16 protein-coding genes are annotated in these 17,092 nt (G+C 70.4%); 10 read left to right on the plus strand and 6 right to left on the minus strand.

The features are described from left to right. The first annotated feature begins 53 nt into the window (after window positions 1-53). Window positions 54-3,806 carry a S8 family peptidase gene (locus tag BWI15_RS36585; protein WP_077019037.1) on the plus strand — a complete coding sequence of 1,251 codons (3,753 nt, stop codon included), beginning with the start codon at window positions 54-56 and terminating at the stop codon, window positions 3,804-3,806. 125 nt (window positions 3,807-3,931) lie between these two features. Here the strand turns inward: BWI15_RS36585 and BWI15_RS36590 are convergent, their stop codons facing one another. After that, the gene (locus BWI15_RS36590; protein ID WP_077019038.1) at window positions 3,932-5,305 is read right to left on the minus strand and encodes a lytic transglycosylase domain-containing protein; all 1,374 of its coding nucleotides are present in this window, start codon (window positions 5,303-5,305) and stop codon (window positions 3,932-3,934) included. Between the two features lie 234 nt (window positions 5,306-5,539). On the opposite strand from BWI15_RS36590, the gene hemL reads away from it, so the two are divergent. From hemL to BWI15_RS36635, 9 genes are all read left to right on the plus strand, one after another. After that, complete coding sequence (hemL, locus tag BWI15_RS36595) at window positions 5,540-6,862, plus strand: glutamate-1-semialdehyde 2,1-aminomutase (protein ID WP_077019039.1); 1,323 nt, start codon at window positions 5,540-5,542, stop codon at window positions 6,860-6,862. A gap of 59 nt (window positions 6,863-6,921) precedes the next feature. Next, window positions 6,922-7,545: a histidine phosphatase family protein gene (locus BWI15_RS36600; RefSeq protein ID WP_237771654.1), complete on the plus strand. Its 624-nt coding sequence runs from the start codon at window positions 6,922-6,924 to the stop codon at window positions 7,543-7,545. Beyond that, on the plus strand, window positions 7,545-8,108 hold the full coding sequence (locus BWI15_RS36605; protein WP_077019041.1) for a TlpA family protein disulfide reductase: 564 nt from the start codon (window positions 7,545-7,547) through the stop codon (window positions 8,106-8,108). The genes BWI15_RS36600 and BWI15_RS36605 overlap by 1 nt, the downstream gene beginning before the upstream one ends. Continuing rightward, the gene (locus tag BWI15_RS36610) at window positions 8,108-8,851 is read left to right on the plus strand and encodes a cytochrome c biogenesis CcdA family protein (RefSeq protein WP_077019042.1); all 744 of its coding nucleotides are present in this window, start codon (window positions 8,108-8,110) and stop codon (window positions 8,849-8,851) included. The genes BWI15_RS36605 and BWI15_RS36610 overlap by 1 nt, the downstream gene beginning before the upstream one ends. A 1-nt stretch (window position 8,852) precedes the next feature. Continuing rightward, window positions 8,853-10,445, plus strand: coding sequence for a cytochrome c biogenesis protein ResB (resB, locus tag BWI15_RS36615; RefSeq protein WP_077019043.1), 1,593 nt, complete (start codon window positions 8,853-8,855; stop codon window positions 10,443-10,445). Beyond that, window positions 10,442-11,416, plus strand: coding sequence for a c-type cytochrome biogenesis protein CcsB (gene ccsB, locus BWI15_RS36620; protein ID WP_077019044.1), 975 nt, complete (start codon window positions 10,442-10,444; stop codon window positions 11,414-11,416). The genes resB and ccsB overlap by 4 nt, the downstream gene beginning before the upstream one ends. 12 nt (window positions 11,417-11,428) lie before the next feature. Then, window positions 11,429-11,680 (plus strand): DUF4229 domain-containing protein, encoded by a 252-nt coding sequence (locus BWI15_RS36625; RefSeq protein ID WP_077019045.1) that lies wholly within the window; start codon window positions 11,429-11,431, stop codon window positions 11,678-11,680. A 231-nt stretch (window positions 11,681-11,911) separates the two neighbouring features. Beyond that, entirely contained in the window at window positions 11,912-12,523 is a 612-nt protein-coding gene (locus BWI15_RS36630) for a TetR/AcrR family transcriptional regulator (protein ID WP_077019539.1), read from the plus strand. 59 nt (window positions 12,524-12,582) lie between these two features. Continuing rightward, window positions 12,583-14,148 (plus strand): MFS transporter, encoded by a 1,566-nt coding sequence (locus tag BWI15_RS36635; protein ID WP_077019046.1) that lies wholly within the window; start codon window positions 12,583-12,585, stop codon window positions 14,146-14,148. A gap of 58 nt (window positions 14,149-14,206) precedes the next feature. Here the strand turns inward: BWI15_RS36635 and BWI15_RS40380 are convergent, their stop codons facing one another. The 5 genes from BWI15_RS40380 to BWI15_RS36660 form a co-directional block, all read right to left on the minus strand. Beyond that, the gene (locus BWI15_RS40380) at window positions 14,207-14,401 is read right to left on the minus strand and encodes a hypothetical protein (RefSeq protein ID WP_237771613.1); all 195 of its coding nucleotides are present in this window, start codon (window positions 14,399-14,401) and stop codon (window positions 14,207-14,209) included. Window positions 14,402-14,569: 168 nt separating this feature from the next. Then, complete coding sequence (locus tag BWI15_RS36645; RefSeq protein WP_077019047.1) at window positions 14,570-15,055, minus strand: GNAT family N-acetyltransferase; 486 nt, start codon at window positions 15,053-15,055, stop codon at window positions 14,570-14,572. 33 nt (window positions 15,056-15,088) lie between these two features. Further along, entirely contained in the window at window positions 15,089-15,673 is a 585-nt protein-coding gene (locus tag BWI15_RS39670) for a hypothetical protein (protein WP_077019048.1), read from the minus strand. A gap of 1 nt (window position 15,674) precedes the next feature. Then, the gene (locus BWI15_RS36655; RefSeq protein WP_077019049.1) at window positions 15,675-16,691 is read right to left on the minus strand and encodes a M48 family metallopeptidase; all 1,017 of its coding nucleotides are present in this window, start codon (window positions 16,689-16,691) and stop codon (window positions 15,675-15,677) included. Then, the gene (locus BWI15_RS36660) at window positions 16,688-17,044 is read right to left on the minus strand and encodes a hypothetical protein (protein WP_077019050.1); all 357 of its coding nucleotides are present in this window, start codon (window positions 17,042-17,044) and stop codon (window positions 16,688-16,690) included. The genes BWI15_RS36655 and BWI15_RS36660 overlap by 4 nt, the downstream gene beginning before the upstream one ends. Between the last annotated feature and the right edge of the window lie 48 nt (window positions 17,045-17,092).

The following is a 17,092-nucleotide window of genomic DNA, read 5'->3' on the forward strand; positions in this document are numbered from 1 at the left end:
AGGCTCGCCAGCGGTGGCCTCGCGCCCGTCGGGCCCCGGTGAGGAGTCCACGGATGCGGTGGTCACGACGCGCGACCAGCATGTTCTGCTCGGTGATCGTCGGGGCGACGGCACTGACCGTGCCCGCCCAGGCAGCTCGGACCACCGGTGGTGCCGGGGCCCCTCCCGGTTCCCCACCCGGCACCACCGGTCTCGCGCGTCCGACGCCGGGCGCCTCGACGCACCGGATCACGCTGATCACCGGCGACGTCGCCGAGCTGACCACCTCCGCCGACGGCAGCCGGTCGGCCCGGCTCGTGGACGGCGGCAACTACTACTTCGGTGACTTCGACGGCGAGCTCACGCTGGTACCGGTCGCGGCGTACCCGCTGTTCACCTCCGGGCGGCTCGATCGGCGGCTGTTCAACCTCAGCCAGCTGGTTGCCCAGGGCTACGACGACGCCAGCACGGCCAAGCTGCCCGTGCTGCTCGCCGGCGACCACGCACCGGCCGCCCCGGCGAACACGACCCGCCGGATGACCCTGGCCAGCGTCGGCACCACCGCCGTCTCGATCGACAAGTCGCGGGCCAAGCAGTTCTGGCAGGACATCGCCGGTCCGCGAACCTTCGCGAGCACCAGCGGGGTCGGCAAGATCTGGCTCGACGGCCGCACGCGCGCCACGCTCGACCACTCCACCCAGCAGATCGGCGCCCCGGTCGCCTGGCGTTCGTCGTACGACGGGCGTGGGGTGAAGGTGGCGGTGCTCGACACCGGGTACGACGCCAATCACCCCGATCTGCAGAAGCAGGTTGTCGGCGCGGCCAGCTTCATCCCCGGCCAGCCGGTCCAGGACGGGCACGGGCACGGGACCCACGTCGCCTCGACCGTCGCCGGACTCGGTACGGCGTCCGGCGGCAAGCGCAAGGGTGTTGCCCCGGGCGCCGATCTCCTGATCGGCAAGGTGCTCGACGACAACGGCGGCGGCCTGGACTCCGAGGCCATCGCCGGGATGGAGTGGGCCGTCCAGCAAGGCGCCAAGGTGGTCAGCATGAGCCTCGGTGGACTGCCGTCGGACGGTACCGACCCGATGAGCGAGGCCGTCGACCGGCTGTCGAAGTCCAGCGGTGCACTCTTCGTGGTTGCCGCGGGCAACGCGGGGATGGAGGAAACCGTCGGTACGCCGGGGTCGGCCGCGGCCGCGTTGACCGTCGGCGCGGTGGACCGCGACGACCGGCTCGCGTCGTTCTCCAGCCGTGGACCGCGACTCGGTGACGGCGCGCTGAAGCCCGAGGTGACCGCGCCGGGTGTCGAGATCGTTGCCGCTCGTGCGGCCGGGACCGAACAGGGGCACGTGGTCGGCGAGCACTACACCGCGATGAGCGGAACCTCGATGGCGACACCGCACGTTTCCGGTGCGGCGGCGATCCTGGCGCAGCGGCATCCGGAGTGGACGGGGCAGCAGTTGAAGGCCGCGCTGGCGAGCACCGCGGTGCCGGGTGCGGGTGCGACGACTGTGCAGCAAGGGCTCGGGCGGATCGACATTCCGCGGGCGCTGGATCCGAAGATCCAGCCTGATGTCGCCAATGTCTTCTTCGGTGACGTTTCCTGGACCGGCTCCGCGCCGGCGCCGGTGCTCCGAAAGGTTGCCTATAGCAACACTTCGGGCAAGTCGGTGACGCTGGACCTCTCGGTCGCGGCGAAGTCGCCCGCCGGGGTGCGAGCGGGGTTGACGGTGAGCCCGGCGCGGCTGACGATCCCGGCCGGCGGTTCGGCGTCGGCGACGCTGCGGCTCGACCTCGCGAGCACCAGTCCGGCGAAGTACGCGGGGGAGTTGGTCGCCGTGGTCGCGGGACGCGGCGCGGCGAGCGCGGGCGGCGCGGCGAAGACACCGGACGCGCGGAACGCGGGCAGCACCACGGCGGGCGGCACGACGTACCGGACCGGGGTCGCGTTCGCAGCCGGTGGGCGGTTGCATCGGGTCACCGTGAAAGGGATCGGCCGCGACGGCAAACCCGCCGTACCGACAACGGCGGCGAACAGCGGCGTGCAGCTGTGGAACCTCGACACCGGCGACGTCAACGGCACCGTCTTCGACGCCAACGGGCAGCACACGCTGGAGGTACCGACCGGCCGGTACGCCGTGATGGCGTACGTGATGGATTCGGACGAGGCCGAGTGGATCGACGGGGTCACGCTGCTCGGTGATCCCGAGGCCGAGATCCGCGGGGACCGGACCTTCGTGTTCGATGCCCGGCGGGCACACCCGGTGACCGTGAAGACGCCGCAGCGCGCGGAGCTGGACAGTGTCGGGATCGCCTGGCACCGCGCGGCCGGTGAGCGAGAGGCGGTGTCCGGCTTCGGCTTCGACCGCGAGGTGGCCGGAGACGTCTACGTCGGTGAGTTCGGCAAGGTGCGGACCGGGACGTTCCGGGCGGTCCAGCGGTGGGACCTGGCTCAGCCGAAGCTGACCGCCGACGTGCTCGGGCCGGGCGGCTTCCGGCTGCCGAGTCCGCGCGACGGCGCCGAGTTGTCCGGGTACGTCGGGCAGGAGACCCTCTCACTGGTCGACGCCGGTGACGGGCGTCCCGAGCAGCTCAGCGAGGCCCGCGGGAAGATCGCGCTGATCCGCTTCCGGGACTACGACCAGACCTTCGGGCAGGTCGAGGCGGCGAAGGCGGCCGGTGCGAAGGCGGTCTTCATGTACAACGAACAGCCGGGGTTCTGGAGCGACAGTGCGTGGGTGGGGCTGCCGTTCTACCTGTTCCGGCAGGAGGAGGGCGCCCGATTGCTGCAGCTGTTGAAGCAGCGGCCGGTGCAGGTGAAGCTGACCGGGCTGCGTGACAGCACGTACCGGTACGAACTGGCGGTCGGACCGCAGCAGGTGGCAGGCCCCCTGACCTACGACTTCGCGCGGCTGCGCCCGGCGGTGGTGACCACGAACTACCAGCGGATCGACAGCGACTTCCTGCACTACGACAAGCGGGCGGCCTACCTCCCTGGGGTTTCGGCCGGTCTGGGATCGGTCCGGTTGGTCGCCGGCCCGGTGACTCGGACGGACTACCTGGCTTCCGATCAGCCGGACACGACCTGGGACGAGCAGACGCGCGCAGGAGCGGAGAACCTTTCGGGCTACGAGTACAGCGTGGCTCGGAGCTACCGGCCCGACGAGCGGGTGATGCGCGAGGTGTGGGCGCCGATCTCGCGGCCGGCGATCCCGGATGCGCGGGGAAGTGAGGCCGATGGTTTGCCGGTGGCTCGCTTCGAGAACGCGCTGCGGATCGCGATCCCGCAGCACGTGAACGGCGACCGCACGCAGTACGGGTGGAGTGACATGCGCGGTGACCAGACCACCCTGACGCTGACCAGCGGCGGCAAGGAGTTGGGCCGCAAGGACTGGTCGGTCGCGCAGTTCCCGGTGCCGGCCAAGCCGGCTTGGTACGACCTGAGGCTGGACGTTCAGCGGGCGCCGAACACCTGGGCGAAGACGTCGACGGCGACGCGGACCGAGTGGAGGTTCCGGTCGGGGTCGGTCAGGACGCGTGAGGTCCTGCCGCTGGTGCAGGTCGACTACCGGCTCGCCGGCCGGCAACTGGAGCTGAAGCCCGGCTATCAACCGGGCGCGCGCGGCCCAAGCTTCTTCCGTACGACGGCCGAGGTCACCTTCGACGGCAAGACCTGGCAGCCGCTGCGGCTCCGCCCGAGTGGCTGGGGACAGCAGAGCGCCATGATCCCGTCCACCCCGGTCGCCGCGCTCCGGGTCACCGCGACCGATCTCGGCGGCAACCGGATCAGCCAAACCATCGAGCGGCCCTGGACGACAAACTGAGAATTCCTCAAGTAAGCGCTTGACCAGAAAAAGAGGCGACGCCACGGAGCTGGGGGGAGGTGCTCCGTGGCGTCGCCGGGGCGCGCCAAGGGAGGGGTGGGGGCGGCGCGCCGTCTAGGGGGTGGTCAGCTGCCGAGCAGGCCTCCGCCGAGCACGCCGAGCAGTCCCAGCACGGACAGCAGGTTGCGGATCACCTGGTCGACCGCGGCGGTGCCGCCGGTCTGGTAGGCCGTCACGCACTTCTGCAGCTGGTCCTGCGTCGGGCGGGTGATGGTGACCTTGGCCATCTCGCTCTGGCAGTACTGCGTGGCCTTGGTCAGCTCGGTCAGGGTGCTGCCGACGGTGCCGACGATCAGGCCGGCCGCGGTCTGCAGCTTGGCCACGCCGCTCGGCGTGCTCGGCGGCGGGGTGGTCGGCTTGGTCGGCGTCGGCTTGGTGGTCGGCTTCGTCGTGCCCGGCTTGGTCGGCGTCGGCTTGCTCGAGGGCTTCTGGGTCGGCTGGTCGCCCGGCTTGTCCTGGGTGCCGTCACCGTCACCGTTGCCGCCACCGGTCGGCGTCGGCCGCGGCGTGCCCGGCGGGTACACCGGCAGGTCGATGGCCTGCGGCAGATTGTCGTCGGCCGGAGCGTCGATGCTGTCGTCGCCGCGCTTGCCGCCGGCCCGGATCACGCCCTGGTCGTCGGACTCGGTGCCGTTGCCGACCACGATCCAGCTGCCACCGGCGTACGCCTTGGCGATGCTGATCACCAGGTCGGCGTAGGCCTGGGAGTGGTTGTAGCGCAGCACGGCCTGGTTCAGGTCGCCGGCCCGGGACAGGTCGGAACCGCCGGAGCACAGGTAGACGCCGGTCGACATCGCCGCGTCGTCGATGTCCTGCGGGTTCTTCGTGCCGTCGCCGTCACCGTCGACACCCATCGCCTGCCAGGTGGCCGGGATGAACTGCATCGGCCCGACCGCGCGGTCGAACGCGCCGTCGCCGTCGAGCCGGCCGGCGTCGGAGTCGGTGATCCGGGCCGTGGTCACGCCGTCCAGCCGCGGGCCGTAGATGCCCGGCGTGGCGACGCCCTCGGTGGTCAGCGAGTTGCCGCCGAAGCGGCCGTGGTTGGACTCGACCCGGCCGATCGCGGCCACCAGCGTCCAGGGCAGGTGGCACGACGGGTCGGCCTGCGCGAGCACCTGCTGGGCCCGCGAGTACGCCTTCAGCGCGGCGTTCGGAATGCCGTTGCGGGACAGGCCGGACACGACCTGGGTCGGCTCCTCGGTCTTGTCCACGCCGTTGCCGACCGAACCGGGCACCGGCACGTTGGCCGGGTCGCTGATCGGCTTGTTCGGGACGACGACCGGAATGTTCGGTCCGAGGTCCTGGTCCAGTGCCGCGGTCGCGACCGCCGGGTCGTCGGTCGCACTGACGGTGAACGCGCTCGCGAACAACACCAGCGGCACCAGCGGCGCCACCTGACGCCACCCGCCCGCAGTGGCGCGGCGCTTGCCCTTCGCCATCGATGATCCCCTCCGTGACTCATCGACCTGTCCCGCCCCCACGCTGCGGACACGTCTCTTCGTCGTCCCGATAACCGCGTTCACCTCGTCTAACGCCTGGCCCGTGCGTGGGTTACGGGGCGGGCGCGGAGAGTGTCCGAGCGGTCACCGGGTACCCATACTGGCGCGTAACAACGCTCAGCGGAACCCCCGGGCCGCCGCCCGCTCACCGCCGCCGCCGGTTCGTCGGGGAGAATGGCCGCCGTGCCCGACCACACCGCTCGCTCCGCCGCTCTGTTCGACCAAGCCACCGCAGTCACGCCTGGCGGCGTGAACTCCCCGGTCCGCGCGTTCCGCGCCGTCGGTGGAGTCCCACGCTTCATGACCTCTGGTGACGGATGTCACATCACCGACGTCGACGGCAACACCTACCTCGACCTGGTCTGCTCGTGGGGCCCGATGCTGCTCGGCCACGCGCACCCCGAGGTGATCGCCGCGGTCCAGGCCGCGGTCGCCCGCGGTACGTCGTTCGGGACGCCGACCGAGACCGAGGTGCTGCTCGCTCAGGAGATCGTCGGCCGGACGCCGGTCGACAAGGTCCGGCTGGTCTCGTCCGGCACCGAGGCGACGATGTCGGCGCTGCGGCTGGCCCGCGGGTTCACCGGCCGGGACAAGATCGTCAAGTTCGCCGGCTGCTACCACGGTCACGTCGACGCACTGCTGGCCCAGGCCGGCTCCGGCGTGATCACGCTCGGCATCCCGGGCACCCCCGGCGTCACCGAGGCGACCACCGCCGACACGATCGTGCTGCCCTACAACGACCAGGCCGCGGTCACCGCCGCCTTCAGCCAGTACGGCGACCAGATCGCGGCCGTGATCACTGAGGCCTCGCCCGGCAACATGGGCGTCGTTCCGCCGCAGGACAACTTCAACGCGTTCCTGGCCGGCATCTGCCAGGCCAACGGCGCTCTGTTCATCTCCGACGAGGTGATGACCGGCTTCCGGATCACCCGCTCCGGCTGGTACGGCGTGGACGGCGTCCGGCCCGACCTGATGACGTTCGGCAAGGTGATGGGCGGCGGCTTCCCGGCCGCGGCGTTCGGCGGCCGCGCCGACGTGATGGCCCACCTCGCACCGGAGGGCTCGGTCTACCAGGCCGGCACGCTCTCGGGGAACCCGGTCGCCACCGCGGCCGGGCTGGCCACGCTCCGGCTGGCCACCGACGAGGTCTATGCCAAGCTCGACGAGACCTCGGCCACCATCCAGCGCCTGGTCGGTACGGCGCTGGACAAGGAAGGTGTGCCGTACGTCATCCAGTCGGCCGGGAACCTCTTCAGCGTCTTCTTCGTGAACTCGGAGGAGGCAAGCGGGCCGATCCGCGACTTCGCCGGTGCCGGAGCCCAGGTGCTGCCACGGTTCGCCGCTTTCTTCCATGCCATGCTGGACGCCGGTGTCTACCTGCCGCCGAGCGCGTTCGAGGCGTGGTTCGTGAGTGCCGCGATCGACGACGACGCCCTGGCCCGGCTGGAGAGCGCACTCGCTCCGGCCGCCCGCGCGGCGGCCGCCGTACAGAACTGAGAAGGGCTGCACAGGACTATGGAGGGGCAGCGGTGACCGAAACGACGGTCGTGCACCTGATGCGACACGGCGAGGTGCACAACCCGGCCGGCGTCCTGTACGGCCGGATGCCCGACTACCACCTGTCGGAGCTCGGCCGGAAGATGGCCGAGCGGGTCGCCGAGCACGTGGCCGGCCGCGACATCGTGCACCTGGTCACCTCGCCGCTGGAGCGGGCCCAGGAGACGATGGAGCCGATCGCGGCGACCTTCGGTCTGACCCCCGACATCGACGAGCGGGTGATCGAGGCGGCCAACCAGTTCGAGGGCAAGAAGTTCGGTGTCGGCGACGGCGCGCTGCGCCAGCCGTCCGCCTGGTGGCTGCTGCGCAACCCGTGGAAGCCGTCCTGGGGTGAGCCGTACAGCCAGCTGGTCCGCCGGATGCGGGACGCGATCGAGACCGCCCGGCAGAAGGCCGCCGGGCACGAGGCGCTGATCGTGTCCCACCAGCTGCCGATCTGGATCGTCCGGTCTGCGATCGAGAACCGCCGGTTGCTGCACGACCCGCGCAGGCGGCAGTGCAGCCTGGCCAGCCTGACCTCGTTCACATTTCACGGCGACCAGATCGTCTCCGTCGGCTACGCCGAACCGGCCAAGGACCTGCTGCCGGTCAAGAACCCGAAGAAGTTCGTGGGCGGTGCGTGATGCGCCGTACGGCGATCCTGTCGGCCGCGGTCCTGCTGCTCGCCACCGCCTGCGGCTCCGGCCAGGAGACCACCGAGAACCGCAGCGGCCAGACCGGCTTCGTCAGCGGCAGCGGCCGGGTCTCCAGCTTCGCCGCGGCCGAGCGCAAGCCGGCACCTGACTTCGGCGGCGACACCCTCGACGGCAAGCCGTGGAACTTCGCCGACCACAAGGGCAAGGTCATCGTGCTGAACGTGTGGGGCTCGTGGTGCCCGCCGTGCCGCAAGGAGGCGCCCGACCTGGTGGCCGCGCACCAGCAGCTCGGCCCGGACGTGCAGTTCATCGGGCTGAACACCCGCGACCTGGACAAGGCGCCGGCGAGGAAGTTCGTGCAGGAGTTCGGCGTTCCGTTCCCGAGCCTGTACGACCCGAGCGGCAAGCAGTTGCTCGGCTTCCGCGGGCAGATCTCGCCGAGCTCGATCCCGAGCACGCTGGTGATCGACAAGAACGGCAAGGTGGCGTCGCGGGTGATCGGCGAAGTGACCACCCAGACCTTGCTCGGCATGGTGAAAGACGCGAGCTGATGGGTGAGTGGTTCGCCCAGTCGATGACGGGCTCGATGCTGGTGGCACTGCCGATCGCGGTGCTCGCCGGGGCGATCTCGTTCTTCTCGCCGTGCGTCGTACCGCTGCTGCCGGGTTATCTGTCCTACGTCACCGGGCTGTCGGCCGCCGAGCTCGGGTCCGAGCGGCGCGGCCGGATGCTGGCCGGGACGAGCCTGTTCGTGGCCGGGTTCTCGGCCGTCTTCATCCTGACCGGCGTGCTGTTCGGTGCGATCGGCAACGCGCTGATCGTGCACCAGACCCTGATCACCCGCGTTCTCGGCGGAGCCACCGTCGTGCTCGGCCTGATCTTCCTGGGTGGCTTCGGGTTCCTGCAGCGCGACGTCCGGGTGCACCGGGTGCCGGCCGTCGGGATCGCCGCCGCGCCGCTGCTCGGCGTACTGTTCGGCTTCGGCTGGACGCCCTGCATCGGGCCGACGCTCGGCACCGTGATGAACCTCGCCGCCACCGAGGGCAGCACCGGCCGCGGTGCCACGCTGGCCCTGGTGTTCAGCCTCGGGCTGGGCATCCCGTTCATCGTCGCGGCCCTGGCCTTCCGGCGGATGCTCGGCGCGGTCGCCTGGGTCCGCAAGCACCAGGTGCTGGTGATCCGGATCGGCGGCGTACTGATGATCGCGGTGGGTCTGCTGCTGCTGACAGGAGTGTGGGACGCGATGACCGCCGATCTTCGCCAGTGGGTCAGCAACTTCGGGTCGGCGGTGTGAGATGAGCGAAGTCAAGGAGCACGTCGAGACCGAGCCGGTGATGTCCGGCGGCAAGCCACCCGAGCGCCCCGAGCCACCGGCCCTCGGCCTGGTCGGCTGGCTGCGCTGGTCCTGGCGTCAGCTCACCTCGATGAAGACCGCGTTGGTCCTGCTCTTCCTGCTGGCGCTCGGCGCGGTGCCGGGTTCGCTGATCCCGCAGATCCCGGTCGACCCGATCAAGGTTTCGGACTTCTACGAGGCCAACCCGTCGCTGGCGTCCTGGTACGACAAGTTCGGACTCTTCGACGTCTACAAGTCGGTCTGGTTCTCCGCGATCTACCTGCTGCTGTTCATCTCGCTGATCGGCTGCGTGGTGCCGCGGCTGCAGGTCTACCTGAAAGCCCTGCGCGCCCGGCCGCCGAAGCCCCCGCGCAACCTGAACCGGCTGCCGGGGCACCAGCGCTTCGAGACCGACGCGAGCGAGGCCGACGTACTGGCGGCGGCGCATCAGGAGCTGCGCAAGCGCCGCTTCCGGGTCGAGACCTACGACGGCGCGATCGGCGCCGAGCGGGGTTACCTGCGCGAGGCCGGCAACCTGGTCTTCCACTTCTCGCTGATCCTCACGCTGGTCGGGGTCGCGTGGGGTTCGCTGTTCGGTTACCGCGGCACCGTACTGGTTGTCGTCGGCAACGGTTTCTCCAACGCCGTCGCCCAGTACGATGACTTCACGCCGGGCCGGTCGTTTACCCCGGACGACCTGCCGCCGTTCACGCTGACCGTGAACAGCTTCAAGGCGACCTTCGAGACGCAGGGACCGCAGCGTGGCGCCGCCCGCTCGTTCGACGCGGGCATCACCTACCAGGAGACGCCGGAATCGCCCGAGAAGTCCTACGACCTGCAGGTGAACCACCCGCTGTCGATCGACGGCACCAAGGTGCACCTGCTCGGCCACGGCTACGCGCCGAAGGTGACGGTGCGCGACGGCAAGGGCGACATCGCCTTCTCCGGGCCGTCGCCGTTCCTGCCGCAGGACGCGAACTTCTCGTCGTTCGGCGTGGTGAAGGCACCGGACGCGCGGCCCGCGCAGCTCGGGTTCGAAGGGTTCTTCCTGCCGACCGCCGTGATCGACCAGCGCGGGCCGGTGTCGGTCTTCCCCGACGCGGTGAACCCGGCGCTGGTGCTCACGGCGTACTACGGACGGCCGGCCGACGAGACGGGCAAACCGCAGTCGGTCTACCAGCTGGACAAGACCAAGCTGACCCAGTTCGACGACGGCAAGGGTGACAAGCTGCGGTTCCAGCTCGCGCCCGGCCAGAGCATCGACCTGCCGGACGGCCGTGGCTCGCTGACCTTCGACTCCTACGACCAGTGGGTGAAACTGCAGATCAGCCACACCCCTGGCCTGAACCTCGCGCTGGCCGGGATCCTGCTCGCGATCCTCGGGCTGATGGGCTCGCTGTTCGTGCACCCACGGCGTACCTGGGTGCGGGTGCGGACCGAGGACGGGCGTACCGTGGTCGAGGTCGCCGGTCTGGACCGGGGACCGGAGCGTGGTCTCGGTGACGAGCTCGACGCGATCTCGAACATTCTGAACAGGAAGCGGGAGCAGGCATGAACTCGGCGACCCTCGCCTCGCTGTCGAACCTGTTGGTTCCGACCGCGACGGTGATCTACACGCTGGCCCTGCTGGCACACACCGTGGAGTGGTCGAGCGGCCTGCGGGTCCGCAAGCCCGCGGAGCAGAAGGTGCTGGTCGGTGCCGACGGCGCCGAGATTCCGGCCGGCGCGGATGCCGACGGCACGGACGAGCCGGACCGCTCGTCGCGCTGGCAGCAGGCCAGCCGGATCGGTGTCCTGCTCACGGTGCTGGCGTTCGTGATGCACGCCGGTGGGGTGCTGACCCGCGGTCTGGCCGCGGGGCGGGTGCCCTGGGGCAACATGTACGAGTTCGCCATCACCGCGTCGCTCGCGGTCGCGGCGGTCTACCTGTTCCTGCTCACGCGGCAGCGGCTGGAGTGGCTCGGCCTGCTGGTCACCTTCGTCCTGGCCGCCACGCTCGGCATCGCCGTGCTCGCGCTGTACGTCCCGGCCGCCGACCTGTTGCCGGCCCTGCACTCGTACTGGCTGGTGATCCACGTGTCGGCCGCGGCGGTCGCGGGCGGCGGGTTCACCGTCGGCGGACTGGCCTCGATCCTGTACCTGATCAAGAGCCGCGCCGAGGCGCGTGAGGCCGACGGCAAGCCGATGTCGGCCGCGCTGCGCCGCGTCCCGTCGTCGGCCGGCATGGACGCGGTCGCCTACAAGGTGCACGCGTTCGCCTTCCCGCTGTGGACCTTCGGCGTCCTGGTCGCCGGCCCGATCTGGGCGTACTACGCCTGGGGCCGCGCCTGGGGCTGGGACCCCAAGGAGGTCTGGTCGCTGGTCACCTGGGTCGTGTACGCCGCCTACCTGCACGCCCGCGCCACCGCCGGCTGGCGGGGCCGCCGCGCCGCCTGGGTGGCGATCGCCGGCTGGGTCGTCTTCCTGTTCAACTTCATCGGCGTCAACCTGCTGCTGTCGGGTATCCACGCCTACTCGGGGCTGTAGGAGACTGCCGGTATGAAGGAATTCGCTGTCTACACCGGACTGCGGCTGGCGTTGTTCGCCGCCTCGTTCGCGGTGCTGTGGTTCGCGCTGAGCAACTGGCTGGCGGTGTTCCCGTTGCTACTGCTCGCGTTGATCGTGTCGTCGATCCTGTCGATCTTCGTGCTGCGCGCCTGGCGGGACCGGCTGGCGCAGCGGATCGAGACGCGCGCGACCCGGATGTCCGAGCGGCTCGAGGCGGCCCGGAAGGCCGAGGACGAGGACTGAGGTTCTGACCTGCGCGGGCCCCGTCGACAACCTGTCGGCGGGGCCCGTTGCTGTCTGCGGGCGAAGCCGGCTGTTCGGCGTACCAGTGGAGGAGTGGTACGCAGAGTGACCCAGGCCACTGCGGAGTTTCCCGGAAATTCGCTTGTGCATCGCTTCACATGAGTCGTACCGTGGTGGATGAAACGGAACCGTTTCGTTCTATCTGTTGCGTGACGATCACACAGGGTGATGATGACCGAAGTGGCTGAAGCCGGACCGCGATCGCGACCGCGGGTCGAGGGTGGGCGTGAGGAAGAGATCCTCGACGCCACCGTCGAGCTCGTCGGCGAGCTGGGCTACGACCGCCTGACGATGGACGCGGTGGCGACTGCCGCCAAGGCCAGCAAGGCGACGCTGTACCGGCGCTGGACGACCAAGGCCGAATTGGTCGTCGACGCGATCAGCCGGGCCAAGGGCTGCCCGATGCCGGACGACGTCGACACCGGCAGCCTGCGCGGTGACCTGATCGCGCTGTCGTGCAGCGCCGGCGGGTTCACCGACGAGATGCCGATGTCGGTGACGGCCGGTCTGCTCACCGCGCTGCACCGCGACGACGACCTGCAGCAGGCCTTCCAGCAGCGGTTCCTGAAGCCGCGCCTGGAGCTGACCGCTCGGCTCTACCAGCGGGCGGTCGAGCGCGGCGAGATCGCCGAGGACGTCGACGTCGAGCTGCTGTCCCAGACGTTGCCCGCGCTCGTCATCCACCACGCCTTCGTGCTCGGCGTCGAGCCGACCGAAGACCTGATTCTGCGGGTGATCGACCACGTGATCCTGCCTGCGGCGCGGGGGTCGCAGGCGAGCTGACCGGTGTGGGGCCGGTCGGCGACCCAGAAGCCAGTACCACCCAAGAGGGGAAACTCAGTATGTCCGAAGACGTCGTCAAGGCCGATCCGCCGGAAGGGCGACCGACCGACACGGTGGCCGAGCCCGCGGCCCACGGCCACCGCAACCTCGGGATCGCGCTCGCGCTGATCAGCATGGCGCAGCTGATGGTGGTGCTGGACGGCACCATCGTCAACATCGCGCTCCCGCACATCCAGAACGATCTCGGCTTCACCAACGAGTCGCTGCCCTGGGTGGTCAACGCGTACGCGCTGGCCTTCGGTGGTCTGCTGCTGCTCGGCGGCCGGATCGGCGACATCCTCGGACGCCGCAAGGTGTTCATGTTCGGGGTGGTGCTGTTCGGCGTCGCGTCGTTCATCGGGGGCATCGCGCAGAACGAGACGATCCTGCTCGCCAGCCGGATCCTGCAGGGCGTCGCGGCCGCGGCCGCCTCACCGAACGCGCTGGCCCTGATCACCACCACCTTCCCGGCCGGCAAGGAGCGCAACCGCGCGATGGCCGTGTACGCCGCGATGTCCGGTGCGGGTGCCGCGGTCGGCCTGATCCTCGGCGGTGCACTGACCGAGGCGTCGTGGCGCTGGACCTTCTTCATCAACACCCCGATCGGCCTGATCGTCGCGGTGCTGGCGATCCGCTACCTGGGTGAGTCGGCCCGCCAGCAGGGCAAGTTCGACATCCCCGGCGCGGTCACCGGCACGGTCGGTCTGACCGGCCTGGTCTACGGCCTGACGCACGCGGCCGAGAAGGGCTGGGGCGACCCGGTCACGCTGGCCTTCATCATCGGTGGCGTCGCGCTGATCGGTGTCTTCCTGGCGATCGAGGCCCGGTCCCGGCACGCGCTGATGCCGTTCCGGATCCTGGCCGACCGGACCCGCGGGGTCAGCTTCTTCGTGATGCTGATCGTCGGCGCGGCGATGTTCTCGATGTTCTACTTCCTCGGCATCTACATCCAGAACATCCTGGGCTACAGCGCGCTGAAGACCGGTTTCGCGTTCCTGCCGTTCAGCCTCGGCATCGTGGTCGCGGCCCAGATCGCCTCCACGCTGATCGCCCGGATCGACCCGCGCTGGATCGCCGGTGCCGGTGCGGCGCTGGCCGGCGTCGGGATGTGGGGCTTCTCCCAGCTCGAGGTCGACTCGACGTACCTGACCCACGTGATGCCGTTCATCCTGCTGCTGTCGTTCGGCATGGGCCTGATCTTCGTGCCGCTCACGCTGACCGCGGTCTCGGGTGTGGCCAACGAGGACTCCGGTGTCGGCTCCGCGGTGCTGAACACGGTCCAGCAGATCGGTGGCGCGATCGGCCTGGCGCTGCTCGGCACGGTCTCGGCCAACGCGATCAAGGACCGGTTCGCCGAGCTCGCCCCCGGGCTGCAGAAGGCGGCCGAGTCCGGTCAGTCGCCGGCTCAGCTGAAGGAGCTCCAGGGCCAGTTCACCGCGGTCGCCACGACGCACGGGTTCACCCGGGCGTTCACGGTGTCGGCGTTCATCATCCTCGGCGCGGCGCTGATCACGCTGGTGGGGCTGTCGGTCAAGTCCAAGGACCTGGCCAACGACGGCAAGCCGGGCGGCGTCCACATCGGCTGACGCCCTCCTGAACCGAAGGGCCGCATCCCGGGGGCGGGGTGCGGCCCTTCGCCGTTGTTCAGGCTGTGTCGGTCTTGAGCTGCTGCAGGCCGGTGGTCCAGCGGATTTCGCGCTCCTGGTCGGACTGTTCCCACCAGGGAGTGCCGCGCTCGCCGAGGGCGATCTTGGCCGTGTTCACCTGGGCTCTGGCTCGTCGTTCCGCGTCGGGGTCCTTGGCGCGCAGGGCCTGGCCGACAGCTCGGCGGGCCGCCATCAGCGCGTGCTGGAGCTCGCTGCGGATCTCCTCGGGGATCGCGGGATCGGTGGCTCGCCACTTCGCCCCGCGATCACGACGTACCGGCCGTCCGGAGTTTTGGCAGGTCCCTCGGTCGACATGGGACTCCTGTGCCCGCCGGCCCAGCGGCGTACGCCGGGTTGCTTTCTACAGTTGCTTGCGCAGCACGAGTTCGCGGTGGATTCCGTCGGGCATCAGGCCGCCGGACTTGCCGGTCTGGCTGTACCCGTGACGCAGGTAGAGCGCGTGCGCCTTCTCGTTGCCTTCGACAACTGACAGCTCGACGGCGCGAGCACCGGTGTCGCGGGCCCAGGTCTCGACCGCGGTGATCAGGTGGTCCCCGACGCCTCGGCCCCGGGCGGCCGGCGTGATCCACATCGAGACCAGTTCGCGGACGTCGTCCTCGTGGCGGGACGGAAGGCCGCTCGCCATCCCCGCAGGGTTGCCGTCGAGGGAAGCGATCAGGTTGTACGAGCCGGGAAGCGCGAGCCGGGCGCGCCAGCGGTCCTCGTCGGCGCCGGCCCAGTCGTCGTAGCGGGCGCCGAAGGCCGTCGGAGTGTCGGCGAGCGCCGTCAGCCTCAGCTCGCGCCAGTCTTTCCAGTCGTCCGGGGTCAGCTGCCGCAGTGCGATCACCGGCCCAGCATTTCACCCTCCTTGGGCCGCCGGTCAGCGGCGGGTGGTTCGGCCGTGGCGGACGGTGAGGGAGGTGGGGTATCGCTCGAGGAGCGGGGCCACGACCTCCGGTGGGGCGTTGGTCACGACGTCGACCGCGTCGGCGAGGGCGTCGTAGGTGAAGCCGTACGGGTACGTGCGGGCGTCCGGGTGCCAGCGGCGGAGGCGCAGTTCGTCGAGGACCAGGTCGAGCTCCGACTGGGTGTGGCGGCTGCGCGCCACCACGGCTTCGGCGCCACCGAGGTCGACCGGTCGGGCGTTCACGGCGTCCGGGGCCGCCGCGTCCGGAGCCGACGCGTCCGGGGCCGCCGCGTCCGAAGCGGGGGCGTCCGGAGCCGCCGTGCCGGAGTGGTCGGCCGCGAGGCGGATGACGAACGTGCGTGCCTCGCGGTCCCAGCCGTAGCCGAGCGCGGCGTGGTCGGCGCAATAGAGCTGGACGAGTGCGGCGGTTCGCTCGTGGGAGGGCGGGGACGAGGCCGCCTCGGCGCGCAGGGCGTCGAGGTCGACCTCGGACTTCTCCGCCTCGGCCGCCTGCATCCGGGCCAGCTCGGCGCGGTCCTCCGCCGACCGGTCCGGCATGTCAGCGGGGCGGGAACTTGGAGTTGACCCAGTCGCGGACGCCGCCGAGGCCTTCGCCGAGGTCGCGGAGGAACTTGGCCAGCGGGTCCTGGGAGCGGGCGAAGGCGTCGGAGTACGACTTCGCGGCGTTCTTGGCTTCCTGGGTCATCGAGGCGTTCGCGTCGTCCTGGCGCTTGGGGTAGTCGCCGGACACGATCGTGGTGTACTCGCCCTCGTCGACCCAGCGGCGCAGCTCGTGCGCGCGGATGACGGCCAGCGGATGGGTCTGCGCCTCGAGCAGCAGCAGCTTGAGCACGGAGTCGCGCAGGTCGCCGGAGCTCTCGTACTCGGTGCCCTGGGCCAGGAACGCGGTGGTGTCGAGCTGGTCGAGGTGACCGCCGGACGCCAGCTTCATCTGGACCCGCAGCGCGACCGCCGGATCCTGTACGGCGAGCAGACCGGCCCGGTCGCCGGACAGCTCCGCCTTGCGGGACCACTCGTGCAGCGCCGCGATGATCGCCCGGATCCCGAGCGCGCCGATCGGCATCCAGTTGATCGCGCCGGTCAGCCGCATCAGCCACAGCAGCAGCGACTGGTAGAGCGCGTGACCGCTCTGCGCGTGGCCGAGCTCGTGGGCGAGGATGAAGCGCAGCTCCTCCTCGTCCAGGCCCTGCACCAGCGCGCTGTTCAGCACGATGAACGGCCGGTCCATGCCGATCGTGACGGCGTTCCAGATCGGGCTGTTGGTGACGTACAGCTCGGGCAGCTGCCGGACGTCGAGCGTCGTGGCCGCCTCGGTGTAGAGCCGGTGCACCTTGGGGAACTGCCGCTCGTCGACCCGGATCGCCGAGCCGAGGAACTGCAGCCGGAAGGCGCGCTCGTTGATCAGCCCGGACATCTTGCGCAGCACGAAGTCGAAGCCCTTGAGCTGCCGCAGCGCGACCAGCGCACCGCGGTCGGCCGGGTGTTCCCAGGCCCGTGAGCTGATGTCGGTGAGCGTCACCCGCTGGCGGGTCGGCCGTTCGTCGTTGTCGGTCATCGTTCCCCCACGGGTCGGCGTGCTTCCTCCCAACGTAGCGGGCGCGGGGGTCCGGGGCGGAGCAGCCAGGCGGCGACCAGCCCCGGCACCCACCCGAACGGCACCGACCACCAGCCGAGCTCCAGCTGGTACCCGCCGATCATCGTCGCCCAGCTGAGCGCCGTACCCCAGAGCCAGTACCAAAGCCCGTTGCCGGCCGCTCCCCGCCCGCGAACCCGCGCCCGGAGTGCACCGACAGCAGCCAGCGGCACGCTCGCCGGTACCGCCGCAGCGGTCGCCAGCAGCCCCAGTACGACGAGCAGCACGGCCTGCTCGGTGGCCGACAGGTTCAACTCGAAGCCGAGGGGGATCATGCTCCGATCGTGCCCGCGGGCCGGGACGGTTGCAGAGAGTAGGAATAC

Source organism: Kribbella sp. ALI-6-A (assembly GCF_001984195.1).
In the GTDB taxonomy this organism is placed as follows: Bacteria; Actinomycetota; Actinomycetes; order Propionibacteriales; family Kribbellaceae; genus Kribbella.

What these genes read in the sequence shown, in the direction of transcription:
- BWI15_RS36585 (WP_077019037.1), top strand. Translation starts at nt 54, where the DNA reads ATGCGGTGGTCACGACGCGCGACCAGCATGTTCTGCTCGGTGATCGTC.
- BWI15_RS36590 (WP_077019038.1), bottom strand. Translation starts at nt 5,305, where the DNA reads ATGGCGAAGGGCAAGCGCCGCGCCACTGCGGGCGGGTGGCGTCAGGTG.
- hemL (WP_077019039.1), top strand. Translation starts at nt 5,540, where the DNA reads ATGGCCGCCGTGCCCGACCACACCGCTCGCTCCGCCGCTCTGTTCGAC.
- BWI15_RS36600 (WP_237771654.1), top strand. Translation starts at nt 6,922, where the DNA reads ATGCGACACGGCGAGGTGCACAACCCGGCCGGCGTCCTGTACGGCCGG.
- BWI15_RS36605 (WP_077019041.1), top strand. Translation starts at nt 7,545, where the DNA reads ATGCGCCGTACGGCGATCCTGTCGGCCGCGGTCCTGCTGCTCGCCACC.
- BWI15_RS36610 (WP_077019042.1), top strand. Translation starts at nt 8,108, where the DNA reads ATGGGTGAGTGGTTCGCCCAGTCGATGACGGGCTCGATGCTGGTGGCA.
- resB (WP_077019043.1), top strand. Translation starts at nt 8,853, where the DNA reads ATGAGCGAAGTCAAGGAGCACGTCGAGACCGAGCCGGTGATGTCCGGC.
- ccsB (WP_077019044.1), top strand. Translation starts at nt 10,442, where the DNA reads ATGAACTCGGCGACCCTCGCCTCGCTGTCGAACCTGTTGGTTCCGACC.
- BWI15_RS36625 (WP_077019045.1), top strand. Translation starts at nt 11,429, where the DNA reads ATGAAGGAATTCGCTGTCTACACCGGACTGCGGCTGGCGTTGTTCGCC.
- BWI15_RS36630 (WP_077019539.1), top strand. Translation starts at nt 11,912, where the DNA reads ATGACCGAAGTGGCTGAAGCCGGACCGCGATCGCGACCGCGGGTCGAG.
- BWI15_RS36635 (WP_077019046.1), top strand. Translation starts at nt 12,583, where the DNA reads ATGTCCGAAGACGTCGTCAAGGCCGATCCGCCGGAAGGGCGACCGACC.
- BWI15_RS40380 (WP_237771613.1), bottom strand. Translation starts at nt 14,401, where the DNA reads ATGGCGGCCCGCCGAGCTGTCGGCCAGGCCCTGCGCGCCAAGGACCCC.
- BWI15_RS39670 (WP_077019048.1), bottom strand. Translation starts at nt 15,673, where the DNA reads ATGCCGGACCGGTCGGCGGAGGACCGCGCCGAGCTGGCCCGGATGCAG.
- BWI15_RS36655 (WP_077019049.1), bottom strand. Translation starts at nt 16,691, where the DNA reads ATGACCGACAACGACGAACGGCCGACCCGCCAGCGGGTGACGCTCACC.
- BWI15_RS36660 (WP_077019050.1), bottom strand. Translation starts at nt 17,044, where the DNA reads ATGATCCCCCTCGGCTTCGAGTTGAACCTGTCGGCCACCGAGCAGGCC.